This window comes from Pseudomonas sp. TE3728, assembly GCF_056279145.1.
Genome location: NZ_JBWBQT010000001.1, coordinates 2,843,697 through 2,858,410, shown reverse-complemented (window position 1 = coordinate 2,858,410; position 14,714 = coordinate 2,843,697). Strand labels below are relative to the sequence as shown.

General features: G+C 59.5%; 14 protein-coding genes. 9 read left to right on the top strand and 5 right to left on the bottom strand.

The window, feature by feature from the left end:
• Positions 1-232: 232 nt before the first annotated feature.
• The 4 genes from purL (at position 233) to ACZ89R_RS12170 (ending at position 5,983) form a co-directional block, all read left to right on the top strand.
• On the top strand, positions 233-4,129 hold the full coding sequence (purL, locus tag ACZ89R_RS12185) for a phosphoribosylformylglycinamidine synthase (RefSeq protein WP_429545667.1): 3,897 nt from the start codon (positions 233-235) through the stop codon (positions 4,127-4,129).
• 18 nt (positions 4,130-4,147) lie between these two features.
• Complete coding sequence (locus ACZ89R_RS12180) at positions 4,148-4,459, top strand: YqfO family protein (RefSeq protein ID WP_007905538.1); 312 nt, start codon at positions 4,148-4,150, stop codon at positions 4,457-4,459.
• 518 nt (positions 4,460-4,977) lie between these two features.
• Positions 4,978-5,547, top strand: a complete 570-nt coding sequence (locus ACZ89R_RS12175) for a DUF6036 family nucleotidyltransferase (protein WP_429545668.1) — start codon at positions 4,978-4,980, stop codon at positions 5,545-5,547.
• Positions 5,531-5,983: a hypothetical protein gene (locus ACZ89R_RS12170; protein ID WP_429545669.1), complete on the top strand. Its 453-nt coding sequence runs from the start codon at positions 5,531-5,533 to the stop codon at positions 5,981-5,983. Before ACZ89R_RS12175 ends, ACZ89R_RS12170 begins: the two co-directional genes overlap by 17 nt.
• 163 nt (positions 5,984-6,146) lie before the next feature.
• Here ACZ89R_RS12170 and ACZ89R_RS12165 read toward each other — a convergent pair whose 3' ends face one another.
• Complete coding sequence (locus ACZ89R_RS12165) at positions 6,147-6,650, bottom strand: L,D-transpeptidase family protein (protein ID WP_429545670.1); 504 nt, start codon at positions 6,648-6,650, stop codon at positions 6,147-6,149.
• A 65-nt stretch (positions 6,651-6,715) separates the two neighbouring features.
• A complete protein-coding gene (locus ACZ89R_RS12160; protein ID WP_123494416.1) occupies positions 6,716-7,267 on the bottom strand; it encodes an NUDIX hydrolase in 552 nt (183 codons plus the stop codon).
• A gap of 146 nt (positions 7,268-7,413) precedes the next feature.
• Between ACZ89R_RS12160 and ACZ89R_RS12155 the strand changes: the two genes are divergently transcribed.
• The 5 genes from ACZ89R_RS12155 to purT all read left to right on the top strand — a co-directional run bounded on the left by ACZ89R_RS12155 (position 7,414) and on the right by purT (position 10,689).
• On the top strand, positions 7,414-8,013 hold the full coding sequence (locus ACZ89R_RS12155; protein WP_007897550.1) for a CoA pyrophosphatase: 600 nt from the start codon (positions 7,414-7,416) through the stop codon (positions 8,011-8,013).
• Between the two features lie 56 nt (positions 8,014-8,069).
• Positions 8,070-8,594 (top strand): gamma carbonic anhydrase family protein, encoded by a 525-nt coding sequence (locus ACZ89R_RS12150; RefSeq protein WP_003221962.1) that lies wholly within the window; start codon positions 8,070-8,072, stop codon positions 8,592-8,594.
• On the top strand, positions 8,591-8,806 hold the full coding sequence (locus ACZ89R_RS12145; protein ID WP_008071012.1) for a DUF1289 domain-containing protein: 216 nt from the start codon (positions 8,591-8,593) through the stop codon (positions 8,804-8,806). Before ACZ89R_RS12150 ends, ACZ89R_RS12145 begins: the two co-directional genes overlap by 4 nt.
• A 134-nt stretch (positions 8,807-8,940) precedes the next feature.
• Positions 8,941-9,408, top strand: coding sequence for a preQ0 transporter (locus ACZ89R_RS12140; RefSeq protein WP_429545671.1), 468 nt, complete (start codon positions 8,941-8,943; stop codon positions 9,406-9,408).
• Positions 9,409-9,507: 99 nt separating this feature from the next.
• Positions 9,508-10,689: a formate-dependent phosphoribosylglycinamide formyltransferase gene (gene purT / locus ACZ89R_RS12135; RefSeq protein WP_123358219.1), complete on the top strand. Its 1,182-nt coding sequence runs from the start codon at positions 9,508-9,510 to the stop codon at positions 10,687-10,689.
• A gap of 106 nt (positions 10,690-10,795) precedes the next feature.
• On the opposite strand, the gene ACZ89R_RS12130 is transcribed toward purT, so the two are convergent.
• The 3 genes from ACZ89R_RS12130 to ACZ89R_RS12120 form a co-directional block, all read right to left on the bottom strand.
• The gene (locus ACZ89R_RS12130) at positions 10,796-12,112 is read right to left on the bottom strand and encodes an MFS transporter (RefSeq protein WP_429545672.1); all 1,317 of its coding nucleotides are present in this window, start codon (positions 12,110-12,112) and stop codon (positions 10,796-10,798) included.
• 341 nt (positions 12,113-12,453) lie between these two features.
• On the bottom strand, positions 12,454-13,692 hold the full coding sequence (locus tag ACZ89R_RS12125; protein ID WP_218398949.1) for an HlyC/CorC family transporter: 1,239 nt from the start codon (positions 13,690-13,692) through the stop codon (positions 12,454-12,456).
• A gap of 12 nt (positions 13,693-13,704) precedes the next feature.
• The gene (locus ACZ89R_RS12120; protein WP_123494409.1) at positions 13,705-14,517 is read right to left on the bottom strand and encodes a cytochrome C assembly family protein; all 813 of its coding nucleotides are present in this window, start codon (positions 14,515-14,517) and stop codon (positions 13,705-13,707) included.
• Positions 14,518-14,714: the final 197 nt, after the last annotated feature.

Below are 14,714 nucleotides of genomic sequence, written 5' to 3'. Positions count from 1 at the left end.
AGCGAAGGGCTTGTCTGCTAGAGAGTCTAAAACCCGCTTGGAGCCCGCAGGAATGGGCCCGGACAGCATTTTTTGAGATAAAAAATAACCCTCGGCGCGCGCCTGTTCAGGGCCCGAATACCCGGCCCGACGTTCGGGTGCAGCCGTGCGTACCGTTTCGGGTGATGTCGCGGGCGGTTTAGGCTAGAATGCACGGCCTCAAAGCACACCCCTTCCCGAGGCTGTCCCGAAGATGTTGATCCTGCGCGGCGCTCCTGCCCTTTCTGCCTTTCGCCACAGCAAACTCCTTGAGCAACTGAGCCAGAAGGTTCCGGCTGTCAGCGGCTTGTATGCTGAATTCGCTCACTTCGCCGAAGTTACCGGCGTCCTGACCGGCGACGAACAGCAGGTGCTCGCGCGCCTTCTGAAGTACGGCCCAAGCGTTCCAGTACAAGAGCCAACCGGTCGCCTGTTTCTGGTGTTGCCACGTTTCGGCACCATCTCGCCATGGTCCAGTAAAGCCAGCGACATCGCTCGCAACTGCGGCCTGACGAAAATCCAGCGCCTGGAGCGCGGCATCGCGTTCTACGTTGCCGGCCAGTTCAGCGATGCTGAAGCGCAGCTGATTGCTGACGGTCTGCACGACCGCATGACCCAGATCGTGCTGGACAACCTTGAACAAGCCGCCGGCCTGTTCAGCCACGCCGAGCCCAAGCCACTGACCGCGATCGACGTGTTGGGTGGCGGCCGCGCCGCGCTGGAAAAAGCCAACACCGAGCTGGGCCTGGCCCTGGCCGAAGACGAGATCGACTACCTGGTCGCAGCCTTCGTCGGCTTGAAGCGCAACCCGCATGACATCGAATTGATGATGTTTGCCCAGGCGAACTCCGAGCACTGCCGCCACAAGATCTTCAACGCCAGTTGGGACATCGACGGTCAGAGCCAGGAAAAAAGCCTGTTCGGCATGATCAAGAACACCTATCAGATGCACAGCGAAGGTGTTCTGTCGGCTTATAAGGACAACGCCTCGGTAATCGTCGGCTCCGTCGCCGGCCGTTTCTTCCCGGACCCTGAAACCCGTCAGTACGGCGCGGTGCAGGAACCGGTGCACATCCTGATGAAAGTCGAAACTCACAACCACCCGACCGCGATTGCCCCGTTCCCGGGCGCATCCACCGGTAGCGGCGGCGAGATTCGCGACGAAGGTGCAACCGGTCGCGGCGCCAAGCCAAAGGCTGGCCTTACCGGTTTCACCGTGTCCAACCTGCAGATCCCGGGCTTCGAACAGCCGTGGGAAGTGCCATACGGCAAGCCTGAGCGCATCGTTACCGCGCTGGACATCATGATCGAAGGCCCGTTGGGCGGTGCCGCGTTCAACAACGAATTCGGTCGTCCGGCCCTGACCGGTTATTTCCGTACCTTCGAACAATCGATCACCACCCCGCGTGGCGACGAAGTTCGCGGTTACCACAAGCCGATCATGCTGGCTGGCGGCATGGGTAACATCCGTGCCGAACACGTACAGAAAGGCGAGATCACCGTCGGCTCCAAGCTGATCGTGCTCGGCGGCCCGGCAATGCTCATCGGCCTGGGCGGCGGTGCTGCCTCTTCCATGGCCACCGGCACCAGCTCGGCGGATCTGGACTTCGCATCGGTACAGCGCGAAAACCCGGAAATGGAGCGTCGCTGCCAGGAAGTCATCGACCGTTGCTGGCAGTTGGGTGATAAAAACCCGATCAGCTTTATCCACGACGTCGGCGCGGGTGGTCTGTCCAACGCCTTCCCGGAACTGGTCAACGACGGCAACCGTGGCGGTCGCTTCGAACTGCGCAACATTCCAAACGACGAGCCGGGCATGGCCCCGCACGAAATCTGGAGTAACGAATCCCAGGAACGCTACGTTCTGGCGGTTGGGCCTGCGGACTTCGAACGCTTCCAGGCGATCTGCGAACGTGAGCGTTGCCCGTTTGCGGTGGTTGGCGAAGCCACTGCCGAACCGCAACTGACCGTGACCGACAGCCACTTCGGCAACAGCCCGGTAGACATGCCGCTCGAAGTGCTGCTGGGCAAAGCCCCGCGCATGCACCGTTCGGCCGTTCGCGAAAACGAGCTGGGCGACGATTTCGATCCGTCGACCCTCGAGATCGCCGACTGCGTCGAGCGCGTTCTGCATCACCCGGCCGTGGCCAGCAAAAGCTTCCTGATCACCATCGGCGACCGTACCATCACCGGCCTCGTGGCCCGTGATCAGATGGTCGGCCCGTGGCAGGTTCCGGTGGCCGACGTTGCCGTCACCGCCACCAGCTTCGACGTCTACACCGGTGAAGCCATGGCCATGGGCGAGCGTACTCCGCTGGCTCTGCTGGACGCTCCGGCGTCGGGCCGCATGGCCATCGGCGAAACCCTGACCAACATCGCGGCTTCGCGCATCGCCAAAATCTCCGACATCAAACTGTCGGCGAACTGGATGTCCGCTGCCGGTCACCCGGGTGAAGACGCGCGTCTGTACGACACCGTGAAAGCGGTCGGCATGGAACTGTGCCCGGACCTCGGCATCACCATTCCGGTGGGCAAGGACTCCATGTCCATGGCCACCCGCTGGAACGACGAAGGCGTCGACAAGACGGTGACTTCGCCGATGTCGCTGATCGTGACCGGCTTCGCCCCAGTGGCTGACATCCGTCAGACCATGACCCCGCAACTGCGCATGGACAAAGGCACCACCGACCTGATCCTGATCGACCTCGGTCGCGGTCAGAACCGCATGGGCGCTTCGATCCTCGCTCAGGTTCACGGCAAACTCGGCAAGCAGGCCCCGGACGTCGATGACGCCGAAGACCTGAAAGCCTTCTTCGCCGTGATCCAGGGCCTCAACGCCGACGGTCATTTGCTGGCTTACCACGACCGTTCCGACGGTGGTCTGCTGACCAGCGTCGTGGAAATGGCCTTCGCCGGTCATTGCGGCCTGAGCCTGAACCTCGACGGGCTGGCGGAAACCTCCGCCGACATCGCCGCAATCCTGTTCAACGAAGAACTGGGTGCTGTGATCCAGGTTCGCCAGGACGCCACTCCGGACATCCTCGCGCAGTTCAGCGCGGCGGGCCTGGGTGACTGCGTGTCGGTGATCGGTCAGCCGATGAACAACGGCGAGATCAGCATCACCTTCAACGGCGACACCGTGTTCGAAGGTCAGCGTCGTCTGTTGCAACGTCAATGGGCCGAGACCAGCTACCAGATCCAGCGTCTGCGTGATAACGCCGACTGCGCCGAACAAGAGTTCGACGTGCTGCTGGAAGAAGACAACCCGGGCCTGAGCGTCAAGCTCAGCTACGACGTCAACCAGGACGTCGCCGCGCCTTACATCAAGAAAGGCATCCGCCCACAGGTTGCCGTGCTGCGTGAGCAGGGCGTCAACGGTCAGGTGGAAATGGCGGCCGCGTTCGACCGCGCCGGTTTCAACGCGATCGACGTGCACATGAGCGACATTCTGGCCGGCCGTGTCGACCTGAATGAGTTCAAAGGTCTGGTGGCTTGCGGCGGTTTCTCTTACGGCGACGTGTTGGGCGCCGGCGAAGGCTGGGCCAAGTCCGCGCTGTTCAACAGCCGCGCTCGCGATGCGTTCCAGGGCTTCTTCGAACGTAACGACAGCTTCACCCTCGGCGTGTGCAACGGTTGCCAGATGATGTCCAACCTGCACGAGCTGATCCCGGGCAGCGAGTTCTGGCCGCACTTCGTGCGTAACCGTTCCGAGCAGTTCGAAGCTCGCGTGGCGATGGTGCAGATCCAGGAGTCGAACTCGATCTTCCTGCAAGGCATGGCCGGTTCGCGCATGCCAATCGCTATCGCTCACGGTGAAGGCCATGCCGAATTCGCCAGCGAAGAAGCGTTGCTGGAAGCCGATCTGTCGGGTTGCGTGGCGATGCGTTTCGTCGACAACCACGGCAAGGTCACCGAAAACTACCCGGCCAACCCGAACGGCTCGCCGCGCGGGATCACCGGTTTGACCAGCCGTGACGGTCGCGTGACCATCATGATGCCGCACCCGGAGCGGGTATTCCGCGCCGTGCAGAACTCGTGGCGTTCGGAAGACTGGAACGAAGACGCACCTTGGATGCGTATGTTCCGTAACGCTCGCGTTTGGGTTAACTAAGAGCGGGAGCTGATTGCCGTGTACAAGCTCGGTTTTTTTGTTCCGGCCAGTCATGTCGAGGTGGTCAAGAGTGCTGTGTTCGCTGCCGGTGGCGGGCGGATCGGGGCTTATGATCACTGCGCGTGGCAGGTGTTCGGGTTGGGTCAGTTTCGACCTTTGGATGGCAGTCAGCCGTTTATTGGTGAAGCGGGGCAGGTCGAGCAGGTTGAGGAATGGAAGGTTGAGCTTGTGGTCAGCGATGAGTTGATTCGGGCGGTGGTGGTGGCTCTGAAAGAGAGCCATCCCTACGAGACGCCGGCTTATGAGGTATGGCGGTTGGAAGACTTCTGATCTTCCTGGCCGCTGAAAATGAGAAACCCGCTGAAAGTGATTTCAGCGGGTTTTTTGTTGGCTGCGATTTAGGGCGTGGCGGCCTTAGAGCCGACCAGGTTCTTGTTGATTGAGTGTGCGGGCTTGCTCGCGAAGGCGGTCTGACACCCCCAACCAATCTCTCGAAGATGCACACGGCTCAATTGTAGGAGCGAGGCTTGCCCGCGAAGGCGGCCTGACAGCCAACCAATCTCCCCCAGATGTACGCCAACCCACTGTGGGAGAGAGCCCGCTCACGATGACGGCCCTACAGGCAGCGATGTTTATTGACCAGTAAAAACATCAGAACCTTCCCACAAGTCTTTCAGGTTGTCCGTCGGAAGTGGGCTCTCTAACCTTCCGATGTCGCTGCCAATTCAAGCTACCAGATAGTTTGTCAGGCGCCCCATATCAGTGCTTGAGGTTCAAAAATGGTATTGCCGGACGTAATCACTCCCCGCGTTAATACGAGCACTGCGTTAGGACAGGCCTTGATTTCGATGTTCAAATCCGTCGAAGCAGAGCTGGCACTTGAGAGCGCAGAATCAGGGGCGGTCAAAGTCATCGTGTTCGGTGGGTGCGCCGTTCACCTCTACACAAATCATCGTGTTTCCACAGACGTCGATGCCGAGATTTATGAAGCTTCTGTCCCTGAAGGCCTACATCTTCAGACCTTGCTCGCGGAGGTTCCTGAGCAATTTGTCGATGAGCGAACCGGTCGATTGATGGAGCTGAACTATGACCTTCAATACAACACAAGTTTTGGACCCATTCACGAGGATTACTGGGGACGGAGTATTCCTCTCATAGAGTTCCCGGTTGAGTCTCCGTTGCACGTTCACATTGCGGCACCTATCGACATTGCCATCTCCAAACTGGGCAGGGCCACAGATCAAGACGTTGGCGATATCATGATGCTTCTCCGGGCTGGCTTCATAGTGACCACCGAGCTTCGTCGACTGGCATTGCAGGCCATTGATGTATATGTTGGCAACAAAGAGCCACCAGCATCCGTTCTTACCCATATTTTGCAAGACTACTTGGAGAATACAGATGACGAAGCCCGCTAATGGCCACGTCCTCTCATCCGCCTTGGACACATTGGTCAAACGTCCTCTAAATCAAGCAGATGACGCGGCGCTTGTGAGCGCGGCCAAAGCTGTTTGGTACTCGAAATTGAATCTTGAGAATGAGGTGACAGCGTTCCTGAACTGTCACTCTGATGAAGTGGAAGTTCGACGTGCAGGCTATCTGCTCGAACGATTCACTCGCTTTGCCTGCGTGCCTGATAGCCGCGTGTCTGAAACCCTTAACGCTATTGAGCTATTTGCACACTCGACTTCCAAGCATGAAGTGATACCCCAAACAACCGTACCGCTTCGTCGGCGCCGTGATGAACTCGCCATTGCTTGGGGGCTGAATGAAGGCCTTGGTTTGAAGGCGCAATCCCTCATGCCTTTCCAGACTCGGCATTACGAGGCTGAACAGCGCGCTACGTTTTCCTGAGCTTAAGCTGCATTACAAGAACCCGGCCTAAGTCGGTTTTTTGCTGTCCGCCTGGATAAGTGATGGTGTTTATTTGTCAGGCAAAACAACAGAATCTTCCCACAAGTCTTTCAGGTTGTCCGTCGGAAGTAGGCTCTCTAATCTTTGGCCTTGAAGGTTGCCGTTAAGGGCGAATCTCAATCATCGTGCCGTCCGGCACCAAACCCCAAACCTCGCGCATGTCCATGTTGCGCATGGCGATGCAGCCGTCGGTCCAGTCCAGCGTATGGAACAGGTCTTCGGGGTTGTCTTCGGTGTCCGGGGTGCCGTGGATCATGATCATGCCGCCAGGCTCGACGCCTTCGCGCCGGGCACGGGCGGCGTCGCTGATATTGGGGTAGGAGATGTGCATCGCCAGGTTGAAACGGTCGCTGATCTTGCGCCAGTCCACCCAATAAAAGCCTTCGGGGGTGCGTTTGTCACCCTCCATCAGCTTTGGCCCCTTGGGGCGTTTGCCCAGGGAAATGCGATAGGTCTTGATCGGCCTGCCGTCATTGATCAACTGCAACTGGTGGGCAGATTTGAGAACCAGGACTTTTTCGATGACTTTGCCGTCCAGCGTTTCCGTGGAGGAAGCCTGGTTGACAGCGACGAACGACAAGCAAAAAACGGCAAGCAACCAGCGCATTGAAACGATATCCCTAAGAGGTGTCGCGATTATTAATTTTATAGATGCTTTTATGTGTAGGCGCGTTAAATGATGGCAGGCTGGACGAGCGGTGGGATCGATTCGGACCGCACGGGGTAGATCTCGGTCCGCCGGTCAGCGAAGAAGCATTCTAAGGTACGGCCCACCGTGCGGAAAGCCAGTTCGCCCCAAGGGATGTCGGCTTCTTCGAACAGTTGCACTTCCAGGCTCTCAGGCCCCGCGGAAAAATCCAGGTCCACCAGCTCGGCGCGAAAGAACACATGCACCTGGCTGATGTGTGGCACATCGATCAGCGTATAGATACTCAGGTTACGCACGCGGGCACAAGCTTCTTCGGCGGTCTCGCGAATGGCGGCCTGCTCGATGGTCTCACCGTTTTCCATGAACCCGGCGGGCAGGGTCCAGTAACCGAGCCGTGGCTCGATGGCGCGACGGCACAGCAACACCTTCGAACCCCAGACCGGCACGCAACCGGCGACGATATTGGGGTTTTGGTAATGGATGGTATGACAGCTGTCGCAGACAAAACGCAGGCGCGAATCGCCTTCGGGAATGCGCTGGGTTACCGGGTTGCCGCACTGGCTGCAAAATTTCATGCTTGGGTTCCTGAATGCTGCGCCTATCTTGGCGTGCAGCGGTGTCGGTCGGCAAGTTGTCGTTTCGCGACATGAGGCTGTTCGGGGCTTGGGCAGCCGATGCGATTGGTGCATGATGCAGGGTAAGGCACAGATCGAGAAGACTCATGCTGGACGAGCTACTGCACCGGGTAAGCAATCACACGCCGCGTACGCTGGAAACCGACCGACGTTTCCCCGAAGCCGCGGTATTGGTGCCCATCACGCGCAGTGACGAACCGGAACTGGTGCTAACCCTTCGCGCCAGCGGGCTTTCGACCCATGGCGGCGAAGTTGCCTTTCCCGGCGGTCGACGCGACCCCGAAGACCCTGACCTGATTTTTACCGCCCTGCGCGAAGCCGAAGAAGAAATCGGCCTGCCGCCGGGGCTGGTCGAAGTGATCGGCCCGCTGAGCCCACTGATCTCCCTGCATGGCATCAAGGTCACGCCCTATGTTGGCGTGATTCCGGATTTCGTCGAATACCAGGCCAATGATGCCGAGATCGCCGCAGTGTTCAGCGTACCGCTGGAGTTCTTCCGCAAAGACCCACGAGAGCACACTCACCGCATCGATTATCAGGGCCACAGTTGGTACGTGCCGAGCTACCGTTATGGCGAGTACAAGATCTGGGGGCTGACGGCGATCATGATCGTCGAGTTGATCAACCTGCTCTATGACGCGAAAATCAGCCTGCATCAACCACCCAAGAGTTTTATCAACACCTGAAGCCATCGTTCGCATGGCATGAGTCTGCGGCTGCCTGAGCCTTTGAGGACAATAAGATGAAATACCGCCTGGGCGACGCCCGCGTCGACACCCATCCGCAGAGTTGGGTCGCACCCAATGCCGTGCTGGTGGGCAAGGTCAAACTGGAAGAGGGCGCCAACGTCTGGTTCAACGCCGTGTTGCGTGGCGACAACGAACTGATCCTGATCGGCAAGAACAGCAATGTGCAGGACGGCACCGTAATGCACACCGACATGGGCTACCCGCTGACCATTGGCACCGGCGTGACCATCGGCCACAACGCGATGCTCCACGGCTGCACGGTGGGCGATTACAGCCTGATCGGCATCAACGCGGTGATCCTCAATGGCGCGAAAATCGGCAAGAACTGCATCATCGGCGCCAACTCGCTGATCGGTGAGGGCAAGGAAATTCCGGACGGATCGCTGGTCATGGGCTCACCGGGCAAGGTCGTGCGCGAGTTGACCGAGCCGCAAAAGAAGATGCTCGAAGCCAGCGCTGCCCACTATGTGCATAACTCGCAGCGTTACGCCCGCGATCTGGTCGAGCAGGAAGAATGAGCACCACTGAACGACCTGTTCCATCGCCGTGCGTGAACATTTGTGCGCTGGATGAGGATGACATTTGCACCGGGTGTCAGCGCACGGTGGAAGAAATCACCCGCTGGAGCCGGATGGACAACGCAGAGCGACGCAAGGTGCTGGGGTTGTGTCATGAACGGGCGAAGTCGAGTGGGTTGATCTGGATGTTGGGCAAAACACCAGACCTGTAGGAGCTGCCGAGTGCAACGAGGCTGCGATCTTTTGATCTTGCCTCTAAAAAACAACGTCAAAAGATCGCAGCCTCGTTGCACTCGTCAGCTCCTACGTTACCCTGTGCACCAAAATCGACAGGTACTCCCGCCCCATGCTCTTCCTGATCGCCTACATCAGCAGCGTCGTGCTGATCAATTACGCTTTTTCCAGCGCCCCGCACCTGGACATCATCTGGTCGGCCTGGGGTGGGCTGGTATTCGTGTTGCGCGACATGGTGCAAACCCGCTTTGGCCATGGCGCGATTGCGGCGATGTTGGTGGCGCTGGTGCTGTCCTATGTCACTTCCGACCCGTCCATCGCCTTGGCCAGCGCCACGGCGTTCGCCGTCTCGGAGTGCATCGACTGGCTGGTGTTCAGCATCACCAAGCGTCCATTGCATGATCGCCTGTGGATAAGTTCGGCGCTGAGCATCCCGCTGGACACCTTCATCTTCTTCGGCATGATCGATGCGTTCACTCCGGCCGTGATCCTCACCGCCATGGGTTCGAAGTTCGCAGGTGTGACAGTCGTGTGGCTGATCATGGCCTGGCGCTTGCGTAATCAGGCCGTCGTCGGCTGAAGCCAAACCCTCAGGTTCATGTAAAATGCCGCGCTTTCTCCCCATGGGAAGCGTGCCAGGCACCGCATCCCTCGATGATCCGCTTCTTGAGGACCTGAGATGACCCGTATCGGAACTCCATTGTCGCCAACCGCGACCCGCGTATTGCTGTGTGGCTGTGGTGAGTTGGGCAAGGAAGTGGTGATCGAGCTGCAACGCCTGGGCGTTGAAGTGATTGCCGTGGATCGCTACGCCAATGCGCCGGCCATGCAAGTCGCCCATCGCAGCCATGTGATCAACATGCTCGACGGCGCAGCCCTGCGTGCAGTGATCGAAGCCGAGAAGCCGGACTTCATCGTGCCGGAAATCGAAGCCATCGCCACCGCGACCCTGGTAGAGCTGGAGTCCGAAGGCTTCACCGTGATCCCGACCGCTCGCGCCGCGCAGCTGACCATGAACCGCGAAGGTATCCGTCGCCTGGCCGCCGAAGAGCTGGGCCTGCCGACGTCGCCGTACTACTTCGCCGACACCTTCGAGGACTACAGCAAGGCTGTCGACGATCTGGGTTTCCCCTGCGTGGTCAAACCGGTCATGAGTTCCTCGGGCAAAGGCCAGAGCCTGCTGCGCAGCGTCGATGACGTGCAGAAAGCCTGGGATTACGCTCAAGAAGGTGGCCGCGCTGGTAAAGGTCGCGTGATCATCGAAGGCTTCATCGATTTCGACTACGAAATCACCCTGCTGACCGTGCGTCACGTTGGCGGCACTACGTTCTGTGCGCCGGTTGGCCACCGTCAGGAGAAGGGCGACTATCAGGAATCCTGGCAGCCACAAGCCATGAGCCCGGTTGCTCTGGCTGAATCCGAGCGCGTTGCCAAAGCGGTGACCGAAGCCTTGGGTGGCCGTGGTCTGTTTGGCGTCGAGTTGTTCATCAAAGGTGATCAGGTCTGGTTTAGCGAAGTCTCGCCGCGCCCGCATGACACCGGTCTGGTGACCCTGATTTCCCAGGACCTGTCGCAGTTCGCGCTGCACGCACGGGCGATCCTGGGCCTGCCGATTCCCTTGATTCGTCAGTTCGGGCCTTCGGCTTCGGCGGTGATTCTGGTGGAAGGGCAGTCGACTCAGACCGCATTCGCCAATTTGGGCGCTGCGCTGAGTGAGCCGGATACCGCATTGCGTCTGTTCGGCAAGCCTGAGGTCAATGGCCAGCGTCGGATGGGGGTGGCGTTGGCGCGTGATGAGTCGATTGAAGCGGCTCGTGCGAAAGCGACCCGCGCTTCTCAGGCTGTTGTTGTAGAGCTGTAAACCGAGGCGCGCCTATCGCGAGCAGGCTCGCTCCCACATTCAACCGCATTCTTTCTGACAGAACGTGGTCCCCTGTGGGAGCGAGCCTGCTCGCGATGGCGGCCTGTCAGGCAACCCGATTCAAATCGTTATGCCGCGTCTCCTTCAGGCACAGCACCGCGATCAAGCTGAGCACCGCCGCCCCCGATACATACCCGCCGACATAACTCAAACCGCCCATCGCCACCAGTTTCTGCGCAAAGAACGGTGCCGCCGAGGCCCCGACAATGCCGCCCAGATTGTAGGCCGCCGACGCGCCGGTATAGCGCACGTGGGTCGGAAACAGCTCCGGCAGCAGTGCCCCCATCGGCGCAAACGTCACGCCCATCAGAAACAGTTCGATGCACAGGAACAGCGCCACGCCCCAGGTCGAGCCTTGGGTCAGCAGCGGTTCCATCAGGAATCCGGACAGGGTCGCCAGCACACCGCCGATGATCAGCACCGGTTTGCGCCCGAAACGATCACTGGCCCAGGCCGACAGCGGTGTCGCGGCCGCCATGAACAGCACCGCGAAACACAGCAGACCGAGGAAGGTTTCGCGGGTGTAGCCGAGCGTCGAAACACCATAGCTCAGCGAAAACACTGTCGAGATATAGAACAGCGCGTAGCACACCACCATCGAGCCGGCCCCCAGCAGCATCGGCGCCCAGTATTGGCTGAACAGCTCGACCAAAGGGATCTTCACCCGTTCCTGACGAGCCATGGCATTGGCGAATACCGGGGTTTCGTGGAGCTTGAGGCGTACATACAGGCCCACCATCACCAGCGCGGCACTGAGCAGGAACGGAATCCGCCAGCCCCACGAACGGAACTGCTCGTCGTTCAGGCTCATGGCCAGGGTCAGGAACAGGCCGTTGGCCGCCAGAAACCCGATCGATGGGCCGAGTTGCGGAAACATGCCGTACCACGCGCGCTTGCCTTTGGGCGCGTTCTCCGTGGCCAGCAATGCGGCGCCGCCCCATTCACCGCCCAGCCCCAGGCCTTGGCCGAAGCGCAGCACGCAAAGCAGGATCGGCGCCCAGGCGCCAATGCTGTCGTAACCCGGTAGCACGCCAATCAGCGTGGTACACACGCCCATCAGCAGCAGGGAGGCGACCAGTGTCGATTTACGCCCGATGCGGTCACCGAAGTGACCGAACAGCGCCGAACCCAGTGGCCGCGCAAGGAAGGCGATACCGAAGGTGAGGAACGCCGACAGCATCTGGGCGGTGCCGGAGGTTTGCGGAAAGAACACCGGACCGATCACCAGCGCTGCCGCAGTGGCATAGACGTAGAAGTCGTAGAACTCGATGGCCGTGCCGATGAAACTCGCGGTGGCTACTCGGGTGGCTGAGTTGGTTGGTTGGACAGGCGCGGTGGCGCTGAACGTTGTGCTGGTCGTCATGCGGTAATCCCTGACAGTCATGGGCCCCAGTGGAGCGAATTATTATGGTCGAATACCCAGGGATGTGGGTTGAGATACGGTCGCTGTTCAAGGTAGGAACAGTCGTCGCAGTGGTGCGGATATTGTCGATGATCTGGCCGGAACCTGCTGCGCGCGGGGTAAGCACGTGGTTCGGCGGGGCTTGGGTAAGCGACTTGATTATAGGAAGGCGGCTAACGATCTAACAAGGGCATGGATATTGAAAAAGATCGCAGCTCGCTTCGCTCGACAGCTCCTACAAAGGAACGCATTCCAAACTGTAGGAGCTGTCGAGCGAAGCGAGGCCGCGATCTTTTGCTGAGCTAACGGACGAGGGCAGGTACTGAGCTGGTATGCCAGATCAACACCCGCGTGACGCGATTGTCTTCCGTCTCCAGAATCTCCAGCCGATAACGCCCGATCTTCAGGCAAACCGCGCTGTCGGGGATTGTTTCCAGTGCCTCGGTCACTAACCCGTTGAGGGTTTTCGGACCATCGCTGGGCAGATGCCAGCCAAGGCTCTTGTTCAATTCGCGAATCGACGCCGCACCCTCGATGACCAAACGCCCATCGGCCTGCGGATGGATGTGCGGATTATCCAGGCTGTGCTGGCTTTCGAATTCACCGACGATCTCTTCGAGAATGTCTTCCAGGGTCACGATGCCCAGCACTTCGCCGTACTCGTCGACCACCATGCCCAAACGCCGCTGCTGCTTGTGGAAGTTCAGCAATTGCAGCTGCAGCGGGGTGCTTTCCGGTACGAAGTACGGTTCGTGACTGGCGGCCAGCAGCGCTTCCCGGGTCAGGCTTGAATCCGGCAGTAAATGACGGATTTGCCGGGTGTTGAGCACGGCTTCGACCTGGTTGATGTCGCTGTGGAATACCGGCAGGCGGGTGCGTCTGTTATGGCGCAGTTGCTCGATGATTTCTTCGAGGGAATCGTCCAGATTGATTCCGTCGACGTCACTGCGCGGTACCAGAATATCGTTGACCGTGATGTTATCCAGCGCATGGATACCTGACAGCGAATGCGGGCGACTGGCTGCGTGCTCGTGATCGTCATGCCGATCTGCTGGCGCCTCGTCTTCACTTTGTTGCACCACATTGATTTTGCGGGCGAATGGTCGCATCAGCAGTTGGCTGATGGCATTGAGCAGCCAGGCAGCCGGGTAGACGATCTTTAAGGGTATGCCGAGCAGTGTATTGCCCAGGCTCAGGACAGCATCTGGATAGCGCACGGCAAGGGTGCGCGGCAGGTAGTCGGCGAACACCAGCAGCACCGCGCTGGCACCGAGGCAGGCAATCCATACACCGTTTTGCGCCCAGGTGAAAATCGCCAGCAAAGTGCTGATGACCACTACCAGCGCGCGGCACAGGGTATTGCAGAGGATCAGGCTGTTGAGCGGGAAACTCAGCTTCGCAACGGGTTTGTCGCCCGAACGCGAGGCCGTGCGCTGGGCCAGCAGCTGCTGTTGTGCAATTTCGATGGCGGTAAACAGCCCCGACCATAAAATCAGCAGGGCCAGCACCGCGAGCATCGGCCCTATGGGCAAGTCGTCCATTAATGCCGCCCGTCAGATATGCAGAATGTATTCGCGGACCAGCTTGCTGCCGAAGTACGCCAGCATCAGCAGGCAAAAACCGGCAAGGGTCCAGCGGATGGCTTTGTGTCCGCGCCAGCCGAGGCGGTTACGCCCCCAAAGCAACACGCTGAACACGATCCAGGCCAGGCACGCCAGCAAGGTTTTATGCACCAGGTGCTGGGCGAACAGGTTCTCGACGAACAGCCAGCCGGAGATCAGCGACAACGAAAGCAGGCTCCAGCCGGCCCAAAGGAAACCAAACAGCAGGCTTTCCATGGTTTGCAGCGGCGGGAAGTTCTTGATCAGCCCGGATGGATGCTTGTGTTTGAGCTGATGGTCCTGAACCAGCAGCAGCAAAGACTGGAACACGGCAATGGTGAACATGCCGTAAGCGAGAATCGACAAGAGGATGTGGGCGAGGATGCCTGGTGCTTCGTCAATGATCTGCACCGTACCGGCGGGGGCGAACTGTGCCAGCACCACGGTGGCGGCGCCCAGCGGGAACAGCAATAGCAGCAGGTTTTCCACCGGAATCCGCGAGCAGGCCAGCAGGGTCAGGGCGATGACCGCTGCGGCAATCAGGCTGGCGGCGCTGAAAAAGTCCAGGGCCAGGCCGATCGGTGTCAGCAGATAGGTGATCAGGCTGACGCTGTGAGCCAGCACGGCCAGCACACCGAACGTGACCAGCAGGCGCTTGTTCGCCTTGGCGCCGGTGGCCAGACGAGTGCCTTGATAGAGAGTCGCAGCGGCATATAAGCAGGCGGCGGCGAGGGTGGTAAGCAAACTGGGTGACAAGGGGAGCATAAATCCTGTTAGGCAAGCCCGAAAGGCGCTGAGTTTGGCATAGAACCCCCATAGCACGAAAGACCATGCAACCTGACGGCGAGGTGTCCGCCAGACGCAGTCTTCGCTATAATCCGCGACCTGCCCACGCCGCAGGCTCGCCGAGCACATGTTTATTCCGGTCTGGGCCGCCATTATCCCGGTCTACACAGGGCCTG

Bases quoted from the DNA above. Each gene is read 5' to 3' on its own strand.
- ACZ89R_RS12130 (WP_429545672.1), bottom strand. From the start codon at position 12,112: ATGACGACCAGCACAACGTTCAGCGCCACCGCGCCTGTCCAACCAACC.
- ACZ89R_RS12140 (WP_429545671.1), top strand. From the start codon at position 8,941: ATGCTCTTCCTGATCGCCTACATCAGCAGCGTCGTGCTGATCAATTAC.
- ACZ89R_RS12145 (WP_008071012.1), top strand. From the start codon at position 8,591: ATGAGCACCACTGAACGACCTGTTCCATCGCCGTGCGTGAACATTTGT.
- ACZ89R_RS12170 (WP_429545669.1), top strand. From the start codon at position 5,531: ATGACGAAGCCCGCTAATGGCCACGTCCTCTCATCCGCCTTGGACACA.
- purT (WP_123358219.1), top strand. From the start codon at position 9,508: ATGACCCGTATCGGAACTCCATTGTCGCCAACCGCGACCCGCGTATTG.
- purL (WP_429545667.1), top strand. From the start codon at position 233: ATGTTGATCCTGCGCGGCGCTCCTGCCCTTTCTGCCTTTCGCCACAGC.
- ACZ89R_RS12165 (WP_429545670.1), bottom strand. From the start codon at position 6,650: ATGCGCTGGTTGCTTGCCGTTTTTTGCTTGTCGTTCGTCGCTGTCAAC.
- ACZ89R_RS12160 (WP_123494416.1), bottom strand. From the start codon at position 7,267: ATGAAATTTTGCAGCCAGTGCGGCAACCCGGTAACCCAGCGCATTCCC.
- ACZ89R_RS12155 (WP_007897550.1), top strand. From the start codon at position 7,414: ATGCTGGACGAGCTACTGCACCGGGTAAGCAATCACACGCCGCGTACG.
- ACZ89R_RS12175 (WP_429545668.1), top strand. From the start codon at position 4,978: ATGTTCAAATCCGTCGAAGCAGAGCTGGCACTTGAGAGCGCAGAATCA.
- ACZ89R_RS12125 (WP_218398949.1), bottom strand. From the start codon at position 13,692: ATGGACGACTTGCCCATAGGGCCGATGCTCGCGGTGCTGGCCCTGCTG.
- ACZ89R_RS12120 (WP_123494409.1), bottom strand. From the start codon at position 14,517: ATGCTCCCCTTGTCACCCAGTTTGCTTACCACCCTCGCCGCCGCCTGC.
- ACZ89R_RS12150 (WP_003221962.1), top strand. From the start codon at position 8,070: ATGAAATACCGCCTGGGCGACGCCCGCGTCGACACCCATCCGCAGAGT.